The 17,533-nt window shown below is 59.4% G+C and carries 10 protein-coding genes; 9 read left to right on the top strand and 1 reads right to left on the bottom strand.

The genetic code is table 11. The features are described 5' to 3' along the window. The first annotated feature begins 1 nt into the window (after nucleotide 1). From GE073_RS15680 to GE073_RS15655, 6 genes are all read left to right on the top strand, one after another. The gene (locus GE073_RS15680) at nucleotides 2–784 is read left to right on the top strand and encodes a YlmH family RNA-binding protein (protein WP_028596997.1); all 783 of its coding nucleotides are present in this window, start codon (nucleotides 2–4) and stop codon (nucleotides 782–784) included. A gap of 252 nt (nucleotides 785–1,036) precedes the next feature. Further along, nucleotides 1,037–1,534, top strand: a complete 498-nt coding sequence (locus tag GE073_RS15675) for a DivIVA domain-containing protein (protein ID WP_028596996.1) — start codon at nucleotides 1,037–1,039, stop codon at nucleotides 1,532–1,534. Nucleotides 1,535–1,753: 219 nt separating this feature from the next. Beyond that, nucleotides 1,754–2,953 (top strand): S-layer homology domain-containing protein, encoded by a 1,200-nt coding sequence (locus GE073_RS15670; protein WP_180968516.1) that lies wholly within the window; start codon nucleotides 1,754–1,756, stop codon nucleotides 2,951–2,953. After that, a complete protein-coding gene (locus tag GE073_RS15665; RefSeq protein WP_153783817.1) occupies nucleotides 2,950–9,102 on the top strand; it encodes a CARDB domain-containing protein in 6,153 nt (2,050 codons plus the stop codon). Before GE073_RS15670 ends, GE073_RS15665 begins: the two co-directional genes overlap by 4 nt. Nucleotides 9,103–9,558: 456 nt before the next feature. Further along, nucleotides 9,559–12,663, top strand: a complete 3,105-nt coding sequence (gene ileS / locus GE073_RS15660) for an isoleucine--tRNA ligase (protein ID WP_153783816.1) — start codon at nucleotides 9,559–9,561, stop codon at nucleotides 12,661–12,663. Nucleotides 12,664–12,830: 167 nt separating this feature from the next. Continuing rightward, complete coding sequence (locus GE073_RS15655) at nucleotides 12,831–13,160, top strand: DUF5665 domain-containing protein (RefSeq protein ID WP_028596992.1); 330 nt, start codon at nucleotides 12,831–12,833, stop codon at nucleotides 13,158–13,160. Between the two features lie 10 nt (nucleotides 13,161–13,170). Here the strand turns inward: GE073_RS15655 and GE073_RS15650 are convergent, their stop codons facing one another. Further along, the gene (locus tag GE073_RS15650; RefSeq protein ID WP_153783815.1) at nucleotides 13,171–13,872 is read right to left on the bottom strand and encodes a TraR/DksA C4-type zinc finger protein; all 702 of its coding nucleotides are present in this window, start codon (nucleotides 13,870–13,872) and stop codon (nucleotides 13,171–13,173) included. A 291-nt stretch (nucleotides 13,873–14,163) separates the two neighbouring features. Between GE073_RS15650 and lspA the strand changes: the two genes are divergently transcribed. The 3 genes from lspA to GE073_RS15635 all read left to right on the top strand — a co-directional run bounded on the left by lspA (nucleotide 14,164) and on the right by GE073_RS15635 (nucleotide 17,136). Further along, nucleotides 14,164–14,694, top strand: a complete 531-nt coding sequence (gene lspA / locus GE073_RS15645) for a signal peptidase II (RefSeq protein WP_028596991.1) — start codon at nucleotides 14,164–14,166, stop codon at nucleotides 14,692–14,694. Between the two features lie 9 nt (nucleotides 14,695–14,703). Beyond that, nucleotides 14,704–15,669, top strand: coding sequence for an RluA family pseudouridine synthase (locus GE073_RS15640; protein WP_153783814.1), 966 nt, complete (start codon nucleotides 14,704–14,706; stop codon nucleotides 15,667–15,669). Nucleotides 15,670–15,900: 231 nt separating this feature from the next. After that, complete coding sequence (locus GE073_RS15635; RefSeq protein WP_153783813.1) at nucleotides 15,901–17,136, top strand: LL-diaminopimelate aminotransferase; 1,236 nt, start codon at nucleotides 15,901–15,903, stop codon at nucleotides 17,134–17,136. Nucleotides 17,137–17,533: the final 397 nt, after the last annotated feature.

Raw genomic sequence — 17,533 nt, 5'->3', positions numbered from 1 at the left:
GATGATGTCGGGGTTTTACGATCATTTCCTTCCGGAAGAGCGGCCCTTCGTGGATCGCGTGCTGGAATGGATCGAGCGGTCCGCGGAGCTCCATGAGCTCAAGCGGACCGATTTTTTAGATCCGCGCCAGCAGAGCATCCTGCTGTCTCTGGCCAATCGCGAGCCGGCGGTGACGGTTCGGCTCGACGGAGGCTACGAGGGCGCGGAGCGCCGGAGAGCGCTCATCGCGCCCGAGTACCGATACCTCGATGCGGAGGACATCGCCATCGTCGTGCTCGACATCGAAGCGCCGTCCGGCGGGCGGCTGGAGCTCGATCACGGCGATTATCTGGGCGCGGTGCTCGGCCTCGGCATCAAGCGCGACCGCATCGGCGACATCCACGTCGGCGACGAGGGCGCGCAGCTGCTCGTGGCGTCGGACATCGCCGATTTTCTTAACGTCCATCTGCGTCAAGTCCACCGGGTGAACGTGCTGACCTCCGCCAAGCCGTTGGAGGCGCTGCGCCCCGTCGCCGTGGAGATGGACGAGATGACGTTCACCGTCGCCTCGCTGCGGCTGGACGGCGTCGCCAGCGACGTCTTCCGGATCAGCCGGACGAAGATCGTCGATCCGATCCGCGCCGGCCGCTGCCGCGTCAACTGGCGCACCGAGGAGGACCCGTCCAAGCCGCTGCGCGAAGGGGACGTCGTCTCCATCAAGGGGCTGGGGCGATTCAAGCTGCTTGAGGTCGACGGCGTCACCAAAAAAGGCCGCATCCGCGTGCGCGCGGGCAAATACGTCTAGCAAAGCAGGAAGCGTCGCCGGATGGCGCGCTGGATGATCCGCCGCCGCGAATGCAGGGCAGGCCGGGGTCATCCTTTTTTTTACAGGGCAAAGGCTCTGTTGAAGGGGTCTGTTTTTGCCGATAGTAAAAAGGACGTCTTTTTTTTCGCGGCGTGTGGATTTTGCAGGAAAATGCCTTTACCTGTCGAAATCAATAAGCCACACCATGGACGGCCAAGACATCAGGAATCCAACCAAGCAGGAGGTGCCCCAATGCCGCTGACGCCATTGGACATACATAACAAGGAGTTCGGCCGGAGACTTCGCGGGTATGACGAGGATGAGGTCAACGAGTTCCTCGATCAGGTCATCAAGGATTACGAGGCGCTGATCCGGGAAAACAAGGACCTGCAAAACCAAATCCTCAACCTGCAGGAGAAGCTGAATCATTTCGCCAATATTGAGGAAACGCTCAGCAAGACGATCATCGTGGCGCAGGAAGCGGCCGACGAAGTCAAGGGCAACGCCAAGAAGGAAGCCCAGCTCATCATCAAGGAAGCGGAGAAGAATGCGGACCGCATCGTCAACGATTCGCTGATGAAGTCCCGCAAGGTGAGCCTAGAGGTCGAGGAGCTTAAGAAGCAGGCCTCCATCTACCGCACGCGGTTCCGCACGCTCGTCGAGGCGCAGCTGGAGCTGCTGTCCCAAGACGGCTGGGACAAGCTTGAGAGCGCATCGAGCACGCTGTCGATCGAGCATTCGAGCCGCTGAGTTCAACCGCATAGCCATCCGCTACGGGAAGCACCCGTTCGCACGAGCAACACGCGAACGGGTGCTTTTTGCCTTTTTTCTGGGTTTTTATGGAGGTAATCCGTGTCGGGGAAGGTGGGGAATGCCGATAAATAGAGGAGTCATGGAGTGGAAAAGCGAGAATTTCGAATGCTGAATTTATCTTAAAGGAACGAACTTCATAGATGGAGGATGATTGGAATGCAGATGAAAAAAACATGGATGTCTTTAGCGGTAGCTGGATTATTGATGGGTACAGTTAGCGGAGGGGCGCTGATGTCGAAGACTGAAGCCGCTTCTGCAACTGCATTCTCGGATGTGAATTCTTCGGCTTGGTACTACGCCTCGGTGGCCAAATTGGCAGGCAAGGGGCTTGTCAATGGCTGCGGAGACAGCCTGTTCTGCCCCGACCGGTCGATTACTCGCGCCGAGTTCATCAAGATGACCGATTCCGCGCTGGGGCTTCCGGTAGGCGAAGCGGCGGCGGGCCAAGCTTGGCATGTTCCGTACATTCAAGCGGCGGTCAGCGCCGGCGTCCATAAAACGAGCGACTTCAACGGCAGCTGGTCCCAGCCGATCAGCCGTCAGGAAATGGCGCGGCTCGTCGTGCGGGCCGTGGACGAGAAGCTGCGGCAGGCCAAAACGACCGATCCTCAGCTCGTCTATGAAGCGACGAAGCGCGGCATTCTGTCCGGCTTATCCGGAGGCGAGCTGGGCCTGAAGGAAAGCTCGACGCGCGCACAGGCGACGGTCGTCATCGACCGCATGCTGACGCTGCTGGATGGCGGATCGCTGCCAGTGGACAAGCGAGCCGCGTCTTATGCGGAAGTGGCTTATACCGGCACGAACGTGGAAACGATGTGGGGCGGCAACTTCCGCCAGCTGCCGTTCAAGGCGAAGATCCGGAACTACGTCAACGGGGAGTTCAAGCAGATTCTCATCCTCGATATGGATGACAAGAACAGTCCGTATCGGAGCTGGCTGCCGAACGGGACGTTGGAGCAGTACGACTGGAGAAATCCACGCGGCATTGTAAAAACAACCAAAGACCTATGGAAAAATGAATATATGATGGCGATGCGGATCAAGCTCAGCAACACGCAAACGGTCAAGAAATTGAACTACCAATTTAGGGACATGATTGGAGCGCCTTATTTTGTAGCGGCACTTCCCGTAAGCGATTCTCGCAATGAAGGCCCGTTCGCAACAGAACTGGATTTCTCCATGAGTACGATCAACTCCAAGGAAGTTTGGGTGTTCTATGCGATTAAGAAAGAGATCGTCGAGCGAGCCAAAAAATTTAATGGTGAATACTTCTATTTCGAGACCTTCGGAAACGATCACTATTTGCTTTACTTAGGAAGCAAGAATGGAAGCATCTTTGGAGGAAATGATGCATGAAAAGCAAGCTAAGCGTTCTATTACTGCTTTCGTTTCTGGTCTCCTTGATCGATCCCGGCGTGTGGCTTCTTCCATCCGCAGCTGCAGCAAATCCTAATACGGCAACGTTCACCGGAAATGGCGGTGGATACCACAAGACGCCGATCGTCGAAGGCTTACAGACTCAAGTCGTTAAAGTGTCCGGGAAAAAGGTCAAGTCCTGGTCATTCACCATCAACGGAAACCTTAAAGGGCAGCTGGGCTCCTATAACGAGAGCACTGGGAAGATCGAGCTTCCGCCTGTTAACGGGAAGGAAATTCTGCTCTATGGTACGAGAGAGTCCAGAATGTACTATGACATCTGGCGGAACTCCAGCGGAAAGCAATGGACGATGGCAGGCGAAGGGACGGGAGCATATACCTTTACGGCGGATGCCTCCACCATTGCAAACGGCATCTCTCAATATCCGGGCGAAATTCCGGTTCGGGACAGCTCCGGCGCGACAATCGACGCCAGGTTGCGCTACTCGGATGGTTCCGCTGCCGCCTGGTCCGATGCGTTAGGTGCACCGGAAACATTCAAACGAGTGGACAAAGATGAAACGATCTCCTACGCCTTCATCGAGCCAAGCTCCGTCACAATTACCGGAGCGGTACCGCTCAGCGGCCAGACGATAACCGATACCGGCAAAGGAAAGCCCGGCTACGGGTATGTCAAGGTGAGCCTGATGCTTGGCAATGGCAATAACACACAAGGAATGGATTGGCAGCTGCTCGACGGCAGCTCCGGCAACGTCCAAGGCCGCCGCTACCCGCTCAACTCGACGACGACATGGGAGGCCAAGACATACAGCGTCGAATATACGCTGACCGTCACCTACGAGCCGATCGACGCCTCCAAACCCGATCTCGTCGCGGACAGCATCCGAGCATCCGGGATGATCGAGCTTGGAAAGGCCGCGACGTTCACGGCCGACTATCATAACGAGAACCTCGACATCAACAAGTCGTTTACCGTGAACGTGAAGGATGTTGGAACCGGAACGGTCATGAAATCCGAATCCGTTCCCTCCATGAAGGCGGGGGCGAGCCGGTCGCTGACGTTCACCAGCACCTTCACCTCCAACGCTGCCAAGACGTTCCGGCTGACGGTAGACTCCGCCAACACGATCGACGAGGCCAGCGAAACCAACAACACAGCAGACGGGACCTTTCGGCCGAACGAACAGCAGCCAACACCGACGCCAATCAAGAATTTCTCTGGTGATTTTGACGTCATAAAGCCTGTCATTGCCTATCGGGACACCTTCTCTTTAAAACCCAAAGATTTTGTCCTGAACCAGTGCACCTATGTTTCTCATACCTGGCAAATCAAGCAGGGGCCGTACACCTATACAAGCCCGGCGTATTACAACTATTCCACGGAGACGTCGTATTCGTTCGAGAGATGGCCTTCTCTTCTAGGCGTCGGCACCTTCCAGGTGTACATGATCCTTAAGACAAGCTGCGGGGAAGCCGAGGTCGGCCCCAAGATGTTGACCATTACCGGCCCGTCCAAGAACAGCCCGCCGGTCATCAAAATCGGATGGATCGATCCGTCCGGTGATCCGACGAAACCGGTCTCTTCAACGCCGCAGAATGAGCGTCTGACCTTGAACGTGCTCAGCATTTCGGATCCCGATCCAGGGGACAGCGTAACATTTGAAGGCTATGACTTCTCCGGGAGTTCCAGCGAATGGATTCGCAATCTTCCGAATCGATTCGGCGGCGAGACGATGATGTGGGAGTATCCAAACGTCACGATGGATCAGAATGGATTTTATTCCATCTGCGCCACCGTCCGGGACCAGTGGGGAGCCACCGGCAGCGGATGCACCAGCATCAATGTCGTGCCGCCCAACCCGATTCCGATCATCAATGGTCCATCTCAAATCCGGGAAGACCGGCCCTACTCCCCTAAATTTGACGCTAACAGCAGCTACAGTCCAATCAAAGGGCGGACCATTGACCACGCTCGCGACGAGTGGTCTGGCATCAGAGAAATCTACGACACGCCGGGCGAGTACAAGATCAAGCTGGATGTCTATGACAGTTTAGGCTTGAAGTCGCTTCAGCCGGCCGAAAAGATGCTTACTGTCCTCGAAGACATGCCGCCCGTTCCGAAGCTGGAGTTTCCGAGTCCAGCACTGCGGAATGCAAGCGTCGCGTTCAAAAACACCAGCTACTCTCCGGACGGAGACCCCATCGTGGTGAACCAAGTCTCTTATCGCTACGATGCGAATAATGACGGCAACTACTCCGAACCCGAAGTCATCATCACCATGCGAGCAGACAAGACGTTTGACTTCAAAGGAGCCAAAGTCGGCCGGTATCGATTCAAAGTGTATGTAAAAGAAGACTACGGCAAGGAGGCTATAGGCTACTTTGACTTTGAGGTCATCAACGACGCCCCGCAGGTATCATTCGACGTCACTTCCGAAAGCCTGGAGCCTGAACCGCTTGTGTCGGTACCGATCAGCACGAAAACAATGGCAGAAGATCGCACCAAGTGGGGAAACAGCAACTTTGGAGCCGAGACAAAAATTTCTTCCTGGGTCTACAATCCAGCAAATGGAGCCTTGGCTGCCCCGTGGGCGACGTTCAACCGGGCGGAGCTCTTCATGGTTGGAAGCGACGGATATCCTCGGACCGTACGCAGCAATCCGGTCGATGATCGTTCCTTTACCGGTTTCATGCAGTCAGCCCTTTTATCTGGCGGCGTCACGGCCATCTCCAACTACGATAAAAATACGTACGTCTACACGTACGATTTTTATCGGGATGGAGTGAAAATCGGCAGCCGAACGGGACTAGAAGGCATCGTTGCAGTTGATCTGTACACGGGGATTGTGCACACCCGGCTGTATGGCGATGCCAGCAAAATCAGAAGCTACTACGCCGATTCCTTCCTTAATCCTGCCGGAACCCCGTTTGCCATACGGGGAGAAGTGTATGCCAACGGCAAATGGATCAAAGTCGATTACCCTACGGTACTGGGAACGACGCCGAACCTGAATGCAGGCAGCTTGCCGACAGCTTTTTCCGACCATCTCTACTACTATGCGGAGTACCAGAACAGCAGCAACGGAACTCCACTAAAAACATCGTTCACATGGGACGGAGTGAAGAGCGAAAAGCAATGGTACAACAACACTGAATATGAGCATAACTATATTCTCGGAGCCGAGTCCATTGTCGCCGGCAGCGTCGATAAAGACATGAACTATGTCACCTCGTCGTACCGTACCTTCTCCAGTTCATCGAAAGTCTATTTTAGCCGGAATCTGGAGGATGACACGGACCGGTACCAGAACCTTATTCGTACACCAGACGACCGTATCTTTGTCACGTTTGATGGAAAATGGGTCGTAACCAACACGGGTGTTTATGATCGGAACCATCCCTACTCCTACGCGGATCCAATCTCCAGCTTTGACTATGGGACCCGAGTCATGCACGTGACCGATACGAACTACGCTTTGCTGGACAACTACGAGCGAGGGGCAAAGCTGATCCGAATTCAAGATAACGGAACGATAACGATCATCCGAGATTATCCTCAGCTGCAGTCCATTTATAGAAACATACGGATTGATAATCAGAACAACTTCGTCTTCCAAGACCGGGAGACGCTATACAAGATCAGCACGTCCGACTTCTCGCTCACGCAGCTGGCGGCCGTAGGCAATTTCGCCGTGCCGATCAACAACGGTGCTTTTACGGTGGCAACCAACGACCGGCGAACAGAAGTCTATGCGCCTCGCGAAAGTCGGCCGGAAGGAGCCTATATCTCTTCCCACAACCAATTGCTCGGTCAAGCAAAGATGAAGAATGTCTCGTACAGTTTCAAGATGAAGCTTAACATGTCAGCTCCGTCGTATCTCTATTCGGGCTATTCGTTCCACGCGCAGGATAACCGGAACATGTACCGCGTTGAGGTCAATCATGACTCGGTCAGCCTGGTCCGGGTCGCCGGAGGAACGAGGAAGGTGCTTCAAAGCGCATCCTATCCAATCAATCTGGCCCAAAAGTACACGTTTAAGATTCAAGTTCTCGACGGAAAGATCAAGGTCTACGTGGACGGCACGCCTGTCATCGACATCAACGAGACTACGTACACCGAAGGGAAGTTCGGGCCGTTCGCCGAGATTCCCAAAACGGAATTTTTCCAGGTGAGCTATACGGACCTGACCCCAATCAGTACGTCAACCGTGCTGAACGGCGTCGGCCTCGTCGGAAGACCGCTCATTTATACGATCCGGAACACGGACACGGAAAACGATCCGCTAATCAAAGATCTGACTTCCTGGAAGTACGTCCAGCTGGCGCAGAAATTCCTCGATGCCCAGGACGGCAAATCAGGCGCGTCTGCCTTGAGCGGGAAGTGGTTCACCTCTCCGGCCGCCGTCATCGACAAGGTAGGCTTGTACCGAATCAGCTACAAGTCCAAGGATGATCCGCATCCTGACTATCTCTATCCGAAGATGGACTTCGACGAATACCGCAAGGAGAGCAACGAGTCGGTACGCGATGTCATCATCCACCGGCCGCCAATTTCGGACTTCGACGTCTCGCTCGCTTCGAACGGGACCGTCTTGTGGACGGACCGCAGCCGGGACCCCGATCGCTACCTGTCGAGCAGCCATTACTCGACCGAAGCGACGGGCATCGACTACTACCGGACCAAAGGCGTGCTCGAGAAAAAGTTCTATTATATCTCTCCATCGGGCAAATTCGTTCGAACCAAGTTGGTTACCCCGGATGAAATCGGAGAATATACTGTTGGCCTGGCGGTGAAGGATGAATACGAAGCCTGGAGCGATTACACGGAGAAGACCGTCTACGTCGGCACGCTGCCGCAGCCGGACGAGCCTCCTCATGCCGGCTTCAACCTGAGCCGCGCGACGACGTATCGAGGCGTGGAGATCAGCATCGATTCGACCGCATGGGACAAAGAGGATGGAGCGCGCCAAAACCTTCCTCACGACTACTTCATCCGGAATCTGGATGGCGGAACCGAAACGATGGCCAGCCAGGCCCGGACGACGTGGACCAAGACGTTCAGCACGATGGGGACTTTCCGAATCCGTCAGGTGGTGGAGGACAAGCTGGGCCAGACCGATACGGTTTCAAAAACGGTCCAAGTCGTCAATCGGATTCCGACCGCGAACATCTTCGTTCCTTCGTCTGCCGATCAGACGAAGCCGGAAAAGCTGACTGAGTTCCGTCCGACGTTCAAATGGAGCTATGGCGATGCCGACAGCGATCCGCAAACCAAGTACCAGGTGAGGATTTACCGCTATGGGGGCATCATCGTCCACGATTCGGGCATCAAGAACGGGAGCGACGGAACCTACATCCCTACAGCCGATCTTCCGGAATACACGAACCTTTACATCGTGGTCAGAGTTTTGGACGGCTTCGATTGGGGGGAAAGCGCTCCGAAGTTCTTCTACATTGAAACGAACCGCCCGCCCGTAGCGGACTTCGACTGGACGCCGAAGCCGGTCTATGAAGGCGACCCGATCCAGCTGCTGGACCGCTCGTCTGATCCGGACGGAGACGCGCTTACGGCGAAATGGACCGTGCTCGACCCGTCGGGCCGAACGAGCGTGCATGCGGCTCCGCCGCTCCTTGAACGGTCCTTGCCCGGCACCTATCAGGTGACGCTGACGGTCAGCGACGGCAAGGCGGAAGCGACGGCTGCGAAGCCGATCTCGGTCGTGCCGCTTGGACTGAGCGCCGATGTCGGCCATACGGCGGACTGGAAGGAAATCCATGACCGGCTCGGCCACGAGACGGCGCAGCATCCGAAGGAGTTTTATGCCGGGGAGAAGCTGATCGTGCAAGGCTATCCGGTCCCGGCTCCGGTGCTGCAGGTGACGGCGAGCTTGACGGCCGGAGGCGGGCTGGACGCACGCTCCATCCTGAAGCCGGTGACGGCCGACCGCCATTATGCGGGCGAGCTGCATGACGAGCGGTGGGCGCATCTGACGGATGGACTGTCCAAGGGCGACTATACGATCCGCTTCGAGGTGGTGTACCGCAACGGCACGCGCAAGACGGCGGACGTGCCGATCCGCATCATCGGCTCGGCGCTCGGCGCCGCGGGCGTGCACCGCAAGCAATAGCGGCAGCCGCAGACGGACGGTTGACACCTTTTGCCGGTATGAGGTATAACCTAGTATAGAAATGCCAATGATAGACCGACTGTAACCATAGCAACTTCATTGACGAGAACACGCGCCCTGCGGGGAAGATCCCCAGAGAGCCGGCCCAGAGCTGCAAGCCGGCGTTCGGAACCCAGACGTGCATCCTCTCCGAGAAGCGCCGCCGAATCGGCCGCTTCGGCCCCCAGGGCTGGACGGTCCCAGTAAGCGCCGCCGGATGTCCTCCGTTACAGGGAACGCGGATTGCGCAAGTTCGATCCGCTGCCGAGGAGCGCTCGCGCGTGACGGCTGTCGGAATCGACAGGCCGCTGCCGATGCGTTCGAATCAGGGTGGTATCGCGAGTTTACGCTCGTCCCTTTCCAAGGGGCGGGCTTTTTTATTTTCAAGAGCTTATTTTCCAAGAGGAGTGTTGAGCGATGCAAAGAGTGGATGTGAAGGAGAAGGCCCGCGCGCGCGAGCTGCGCGTGCTGGACAAGTGGAAGACGGAGGAGACGTTCAAGGCTTCCATCGACAACCGCGCAGGCAAGCCGAACTTCGTGTTCTACGAGGGACCGCCGACAGCGAACGGCAAGCCGCATATCGGGCATGTGCTCGGCCGCGTCATCAAGGACTTCATCGGCCGCTACAAGACGATGTCCGGCTACCGCGTCGTGCGCAAGGCCGGCTGGGATACGCACGGCCTCCCGGTCGAGCTCGGCGTGGAGAAGGAGCTCGGCATCTCCGGCAAGCAGGAGATCGAAAACTATGGCGTCGAGGCGTTCGTCAAGAAATGCAAGGCGAGCGTGTTCGAATACGAGCGCCAATGGCGCGAGCTGACCGAAGCGATCGGCTACTGGACCGACATGGACGATCCTTACGTCACGCTCAAGAACAGCTATATCGAGAGCGTCTGGCATATCCTCTCGACGATCCATGGCAAAGGGCTGCTGTACCGCGGCCATCGGGTCAGCCCGTACTGCCCGTGCTGCCAGACGACGCTCAGCTCGCATGAGGTCGCCCAAGGCTACGAGGACGTCAAGGATCTCAGCGCCACGGTCAAGTTCCCGCTGGAGAACGGCGAAGGCCATCTGCTCGCCTGGACGACGACGCCATGGACGCTGCCGGCCAATACGGCGATCGCGGTCAACCCGGATCTGACCTACGTCAAGGCGAAAAAAGACGGCGAGGTATACTTCGTCGCCGAGGCGCTCGTGGACAGCGTGTTCAAGGGCGACGACAAGCCGGAAATCGTCGGCAGCGTGAAGGGCGCCGAGCTCGTCGGCCTCGCCTACCGCGCTCCGTTCGACTATGTTCCGGTCGAGAAGGGCCATGTCGTCATCGGCGCGGACTTCGTCAGCGACACGAGCGGCACGGGCATGGTCCACATCGCGCCGGCGCACGGCGACGACGACTACAAGACCGCCCGCAAAAACGGCATCAGCCTGCTGGCCGTCGTCAACAACCAGGGCCGCTATGTCGACGAGGTGACGGATCTGGCCGGACGCTTCGTCAAGGACGGCGAGGTCGACATCGAGATCGTCAAGATGCTGAGCGAAAAAGGGCTGCTCTTCTCCAAAGAGAAATACGAGCATAGCTATCCGTTCTGCTGGCGCTGCAAATCGCCGCTCATCTATTACGCGACCGAGAGCTGGTTCATCGAGACGACCGCCGTCAAGGAGCAGCTGATCGCGAACAACAGCGGCGTCGACTGGTACCCGGGCCATATCCGCGAGGGCCGCTTCGGCAAGTTCCTCGAGGACCTCGTCGACTGGAACATCAGCCGCAACCGCTACTGGGGCACGCCGCTCAACGTCTGGGTGTGCGAGGCGACGGGCAAGGAGTACGCGCCGTCCAGCCTGGCCGACCTGCGCGAGCGCTCCGTGACGGAGCTGCCGGAGGACTTCGAGCTGCACAAGCCGTATGTGGACGAAGTGAAGCTGCGCAGTCCGTTCGCCGAAGGCGCGGTCATGACCCGCACGCCGGAGGTGATCGACGTCTGGTTCGACAGCGGCTCGATGCCGTTCGCGCAGCAGCATTATCCGTTTGAAAACGAAGGCCGCTTCGCCGAGCAGTATCCGGCCGACATCATCTGCGAGGGCATCGACCAGACGCGCGGCTGGTTCTTCAGCCTGCTGGCGGTCTCGACGCTGTACAACGGGCAAGCTCCGTACAAGGCGGTCATCTCGACCGGCCATGTGCTCGACGAGAACGGCCAGAAGATGAGCAAGTCCAAGGGCAATGTCATCGACCCGTGGGAAATCATCGACGAGTACGGCACCGACGCGTTCCGCTGGGCGCTGCTCGCGGACAGCGCGCCGTGGAACAGCAAGAAGTTCTCGCGCGGCATCGTCGGCGAAGCGAAGTCCAAGGTCATCGATACGATCGTCAACACGCATGCGTTCTTCGCGCTGTACGCGAGCATCGACGGCTTCGATCCGTCCGAGCATCAAGGACGCGTCTCCGCGGCCAAGCTGGACCGCTGGATCGTCTCCCGCCTCAACACGCTCGTCCGCACGGTCGTGACCGGCCTGGAAAGCTGGGACTTCCTCAACTCGGCCAAAGCGATCGAGGCGTTCGTCGACGAGCTCAGCAACTGGTACATCCGCCGCTCGCGCGACCGCTTCTGGGGCAGCGGCCTGACCGACGACAAGCTGGACGCGTACGCGACGCTGCGCGACGTGCTGCTGACGCTCTCCCGCCTCATCGCGCCGTATGCGCCGCTGCTGGCGGAGGATGTTTACGGCAACCTCGGCGGCAAAGGCAGCGTCCATCTGGCCGACTATCCGACTGTCGACGAATCGGCGATCGACGCCGAGCTCGAGCGCGACATGGAGACGGCCCGCACGATCGTCGAGCTGGCGCGCAACGTGCGCAACGAGACCGGCATCAAGACGCGTCAGCCGCTGTCCGAGCTCATCGTCTCGCTGAGCGGCGAGTTCGCGCTGACGGACTACGAGGAGATCGTCAAGGACGAGATCAACGTCAAGGCGATCCGGGTCGAGACGAGCGACAGCGGCTTCGTCGACTTCGCCCTCAAGCTGAACCTCAAGGTCGCGGGCAAGAAGTTCGGCAAAAACGTCGGTCCGATCCAAGCCTACCTCAAAGGATTGGACGTCGATGGCGCTCGCGCGATCGTGACGGGCGGCAGCTTCGTCTTCGCGTCGCCGGACGGCGAAGAAGCGACGGTCGCGCTCGACGAGCTGCTCGTCGAGAAGCAGGCCAAGGCGGGCTTCGCCTCCGCTTCCGGCGGCGGCGTGACCGTGGCGCTCAATACCGACATCACGCCGGAGCTCGAGCGGGAGGGCTGGGTACGCGAGGTCATCCGCGCCGTGCAGGATACCCGCAAGAAGCTCGACCTGCCGATCGAGAAGCGGGTCGAGCTCGTGCTGGACGCCGACGCCGAGCTGACGGCGGCGCTGCAGGAAAACGACGAGCTGCTTCAGAGCAGCGTGCTGCTGAGCAGCGTCAGCTACGGCAGCGAGGCCGGCATGGAGCGCGTGCAGCTTGGCGAGCGCTCGCTCGGCCTGCTGATCCGCGGCTGATTCGGGCCGCGCGGCCAGGCGTCGCGCCAGCGGCAGGATAGACGGACAAAAAGGCTCCTTTCTCCCGGACGGGAGAAAGGAGCCTTTTCCTGTGGAATCCGCCAGCATTTTCCGGGACATACTAGCGGGGAATTCTTGAGCCTGAACATACGGAAGGAGGAGCGGGCATGGGCGAAGAGCATCGGAGGAACAAGGCGAGCGAGCAGGAGCGGATCAGCCTGCTCCAGGATCGGCTGGAGAAGATCGCCGCCGATCTGGAGCGGTCCCAGATGGCCGAATACGTCGATCTGCTCAATCGGCCCTGGAAGCTCATCCGCCGGAATCTGGTCGCAGGCGTCTCGCGCGGCGTCGGCTACGCGATCGGCATCGCCTTCTTCACGACCGCGATCCTGTATCTGCTGCAGGCGCTCGGCCAGCTCAACCTGCCGATCATCGGCGACTACATCGCCGACCTCGTGCGCATCGTGCAGATCCAGCTGGAGGGCAAGCAGTATTGAACGAGGCGGATCAGTCGGACGGCAGCTCTTCTCCCCGTCCGCTGTCCATGTAGTTCTTGTACTCGCGGTTGCGCACGACGCTCACATGGCGGCCGGTCATGTCTGTCGCGAGGAAGCTTTCGATGTCTTCGACGTAGCCGACATTCTCGTCGGACTCGATGCCGATGCTCTGGTAGCTGTCTCCCGGCATCTCGTCCATGGCTGGAGAGGTCGACGTGCCCCAGTGCTCGACGGTCTGCCACGCATCCTCGCCGTCGAATCCGGGATCGTACTTGCCGTCGCGGTCGGAGTCGCCGAACGGAGGACGAAGCACCGCCTCCTCGGCCGGACGGCGGCGGGACACATGCTGCCGCGGGGAATGCTGGATGCAATAAAGCGTATCGGGAAGCGCCGACAGCCGCTCTTCCGGAATGTCTTCGCCGCAGACTGCGCAGCGGCCGTAGCTGCCGTCGATCATCGCCGCCAGGGCGGCATCTATGCGCTCGCGATGCAGGTCCATCTGCTCCTGAAGCGCGATATCCTTGCCGCGCTCGAACATTTCCGTCGCTACGTCCGCAGGGTGGTTGTCGATCGTGCTGAGCTCGCCGGTCTCGTCGCGCAGCGACTCCTGCAAGCCGTCGTGATCGGACTCCACGTCGCGGCGGATCAGCTCCTCGCGCTGCCGGAGCAGCCTTTGCTTCAACCGCCCGATGAGAGCTGGGGAATGAGTCATGTCGCACACACCTTTCGGCAGCCGCGCAGGCTGCGAGGGGACTGGAATTGCTGCTGTTAGTGTGGACGACTTGCAGCCGGATTACAGATGGGGTTCTCTGGAAGCGAGGAGCCTCCGGCCAATGGCTTGCGGGCCGGCGCCGCGCCGTCCCGAATCCGTCCTTATCGCCGTCCCGGCACCGGCTCCAACGCTTGCCTCGAAGCTGTCCCGAAGCCTGCTGCCAGGCATGCCTGAGCGCTGGCTCCGCCCGGAACGGTTATGCTACAATGAGACGGACGAGGAGGGAAAAGCTTGAAGGTCAAGGGGTATTCATACGTGGTGGCGCTGGCCGCCATCTTGCTCGACCAGATCACCAAAATCATCATCATGAACCGGCTCGAGCTCTACGAGCAGATCAAAGTCATCGGAGATTTCTTCATCATCACCTCCATCCGCAACACGGGAGCGGCCTTCAGCATGCTGGAGGGGAAACAACTGTTCTTCCTCATCATCACGCCGATCGTCGCGGCGGGCATCGCCTGGTACATCCACCAGCAGCGCCGATCCGGCAACGTCTGGCTGCTGACCGCGCTGGGCCTCGTGCTCGGCGGAGCGCTCGGCAACTTCATCGACCGGCTGCTCTACGGGCATGTCGTCGACTTCCTATCCTTCAATTTCGGCTCCTATTCGTTCGCGGTGTTCAACATCGCCGATTCGGCGATCACGATCGGCGTCATCATGATCATCATCGACACGCTGCGGGAGGACCGCCGCGCGCGGGCGGCGGCCAAGGAAGGCCGCGACCCGGAGCAGCCGAAGGAAATATTGCATACAGAGGACTGACTTCGCCTTATGACATTCCAAAACAACCCGCTTGAACATGTCGTCGAGCAAGACGACGAACGGCAGCTCGAATGGACGATCGCGCCGGAGCAGGCGGGACAGCGCATCGACAAGTTCATTACCGACCAGCTCGCCGATCCCGCCATCTCGCGCACGCAGGTCCAGGACTGGATCGCGTCCGGCGCCGCATCGGTCGGAGGCCGCGCCGTCAAGGCGAACTACAAGCTCTCCGCAGGCGACTCGCTCTCCGTGACGGTGCCGGAGCCGGAGGACGCGGCGATCGTGCCGGAGGACATCCCGCTCGACATCGTGTACGAGGACTCCGACGTCATCGTCATCAACAAGCCGCGGGGCATGGTCGTGCATCCGGCGCCGGGCCACTCCGGCGGCACGGTCGTGAACGCGCTCATGCATCATTGCCGCGACCTGTCGGGCATCAACGGCGTGCTCCGTCCGGGCATCGTGCATCGCATCGACAAGGACACGTCCGGCCTGCTCATGGCGGCCAAAAACGATCTGGCCCATCTGTCGCTCGCCGAGCAGCTCAAGGAGCATAGCGTGACGCGCAAGTATGTCGCGCTCGTGCACGACAACCTGCAGCATGACATCGGCACGATCGACGCGCCGATCGGACGGGACGAAAAGGACCGCAAGATGTTTACGGTCACCACCAAAGGCAGCAAGCATGCGGTGACGCATTTTCAGGTGATCGAGCGGATCGGCGACTATACGCTGGTCGAGCTGCAGCTGGAGACGGGCCGGACCCATCAGATCCGCGTCCACCTCAAGTACATCGGCCATCCGCTCGCGGGCGATCCGGTCTATGGGCGCAACAAGACCGTCGCGCTGGGAGGACAAGCGCTCCATGCGGCGGCGCTCGGCTTCACCCATCCGCGCACGGGCGAGCGGCTCGAGTTCGAGGCGCCGATCCCGGACGACATGCAGCATGTGCTGACGAGCTTGCGGAACCGCTAGCGGCAGCTGTGCCGGCCTTGACGCTCCGGGCATTTGCGGACGATGCGAAAAATGCAAATTTTTCGCGCAATGTTCCATTAGCACGGCAAGCGCCTTGCGCTATGCTGAAACAGGCTGCACTCGCGCGCCGCGACCCTCCGGAAGCGGCCGTGCCAGCATGAGACCTCCACGACCCGGGCGCGGCCTTCCGCTCCCGGGTCCATTCATGAAACCGAAAGGGGATCCGATCCCATGACCTCGATCAATTCCAATTATTTGAACCTGCAAGGCAGCTACCTGTTCTCGGAAATCGCCAAGCGGCGCACGAAGTTCATCCAGGACAACCCGCAGGCCGAGATCATCAGCCTCGGCATCGGCGACGTGACGCGCGGCCTGCCGGAAGCCGTCACCAAGGCGATGCACGCCGCCGTCGACGAGCTGGCCGTGCCGGACAGCTTCCGCGGCTACGGTCCGGAGCAGGGCTACGACTTCCTCATCCAGGCGATCATCGAGAACGACTACAAGGCGCGCGGCGTCGACATCGCCGCCAACGAAGTGTTCGTCAGCGACGGCTCCAAGTGCGACGTCGGCAACATCCAGGAGATCTTCAGCCAGGATGCCGTCGTCGCCGTCCAGGATCCGGTCTATCCGGTCTACGTCGACACCAACGTCATGGCGGGCCGTTCGGGTTCGTTCAACAGCGAGCTCGGCCGCTACGAGAACATCGTCTACCTCGACTGCACGGCGGAGAACGGCTTCAAGCCGTCGCTGCCGGACCGCAAGGTCGACCTCATTTACCTGTGCTACCCGAACAACCCGACCGGCATGACGCTCACGAAGGACGAGCTCAAAGTATGGGTCGACTACGCTCGCGAGAACAACTGCCTCATCCTGTTCGACTCGGCGTACGAGTCGTTCATCACTGAAGCCGACGTGCCGCACAGCATCTATGAAGTCGAGGGAGCGCGCGAGGTCGCGATCGAGTTCCGCAGCTTCTCCAAGACGGCCGGCTTCACCGGCGTCCGCTGCGCGTACACGGTCGTGCCGCGCGAGCTGAAGGGCCTCGACAAGGACGGCAACTCCGTCGTCATCAACGACCTGTGGAACCGCCGCCACACGACCAAGTTCAATGGCGTCTCCTACGTGACCCAGCGCGGCGCGGAAGCGATCTACTCGCCGGAGGGCAAGGAGCAGATCCGCGGCCTCGTCGACTACTACATGACCAATGCCGGCATCATTCGCGACGGCCTTGCGTCGCTTGGGCTGGACGTATTCGGCGGCGTCAACGCGCCGTACATTTGGCTCAAGACGCCGAAGGGCCTCGACTCGTGGGCGTTCTTCGACAAGCTGCTGTCCGAGGCGAACATCGTCGGCACGCCGGGCGTCGGCTTCGGCCGCAGCGGCCAAGGCTACTTCCGCCTGACGGCGTTCGGCAGCCGCGAGAACACCGAAAAAGCCGTGGAGCGCATCCGCGGCCTCAGCCTGTAAGCCGATTCGACGAGCCGGTCCGCCAAGCGGACCGGCTTTTTCTTTGCCCGGCCATTGCCCTTTCCGGGATAAGGTGTTATTATTATTCAGACAGTTGAATATTAATACAAAATAACCAAGGAACAGGGTCGGGGTTGACTTCATCGGCCTCGCATGGGATAATCGTATCCGATAACGGCAGTACCTTTAACTCAGTCCAGAGAGGCTGGCAAGGTAGCGTGATATGTGCCGTCGTCGATGAAGCTTGTCAGCCAGCTCGGAGTCCTTGCCTCCGCGCGGCCGGCTCGGCGCGTCCTTGCGCCTGCCCGCCGCCGGAGAGGGATCCGCCCGCTTGCTCTTCTTCAAGACGGCACATGCTTCTTTCCCTCTCCTTGCTGAGCGTTCAGCAGGGAGATTT

This window comes from Paenibacillus sp. B01, from assembly GCF_009649995.1.
In the GTDB taxonomy this organism is placed as follows: domain Bacteria; phylum Bacillota; class Bacilli; order Paenibacillales; family Paenibacillaceae; genus Paenibacillus_O; species Paenibacillus_O pasadenensis.
This window is presented reverse-complemented; position numbering and strand designations above follow the sequence as displayed.

Bases quoted from the DNA above. Each gene is read 5' to 3' on its own strand.
- GE073_RS15650 (WP_153783815.1), bottom strand. From the start codon at position 13,872: ATGACTCATTCCCCAGCTCTCATCGGGCGGTTGAAGCAAAGGCTGCTC.
- GE073_RS15655 (WP_028596992.1), top strand. From the start codon at position 12,831: ATGGGCGAAGAGCATCGGAGGAACAAGGCGAGCGAGCAGGAGCGGATC.
- GE073_RS15665 (WP_153783817.1), top strand. From the start codon at position 2,950: ATGAAAAGCAAGCTAAGCGTTCTATTACTGCTTTCGTTTCTGGTCTCC.
- GE073_RS15680 (WP_028596997.1), top strand. From the start codon at position 2: ATGATGTCGGGGTTTTACGATCATTTCCTTCCGGAAGAGCGGCCCTTC.
- ileS (WP_153783816.1), top strand. From the start codon at position 9,559: ATGCAAAGAGTGGATGTGAAGGAGAAGGCCCGCGCGCGCGAGCTGCGC.
- GE073_RS15670 (WP_180968516.1), top strand. From the start codon at position 1,754: ATGCAGATGAAAAAAACATGGATGTCTTTAGCGGTAGCTGGATTATTG.
- GE073_RS15675 (WP_028596996.1), top strand. From the start codon at position 1,037: ATGCCGCTGACGCCATTGGACATACATAACAAGGAGTTCGGCCGGAGA.
- GE073_RS15635 (WP_153783813.1), top strand. From the start codon at position 15,901: ATGACCTCGATCAATTCCAATTATTTGAACCTGCAAGGCAGCTACCTG.
- GE073_RS15640 (WP_153783814.1), top strand. From the start codon at position 14,704: ATGACATTCCAAAACAACCCGCTTGAACATGTCGTCGAGCAAGACGAC.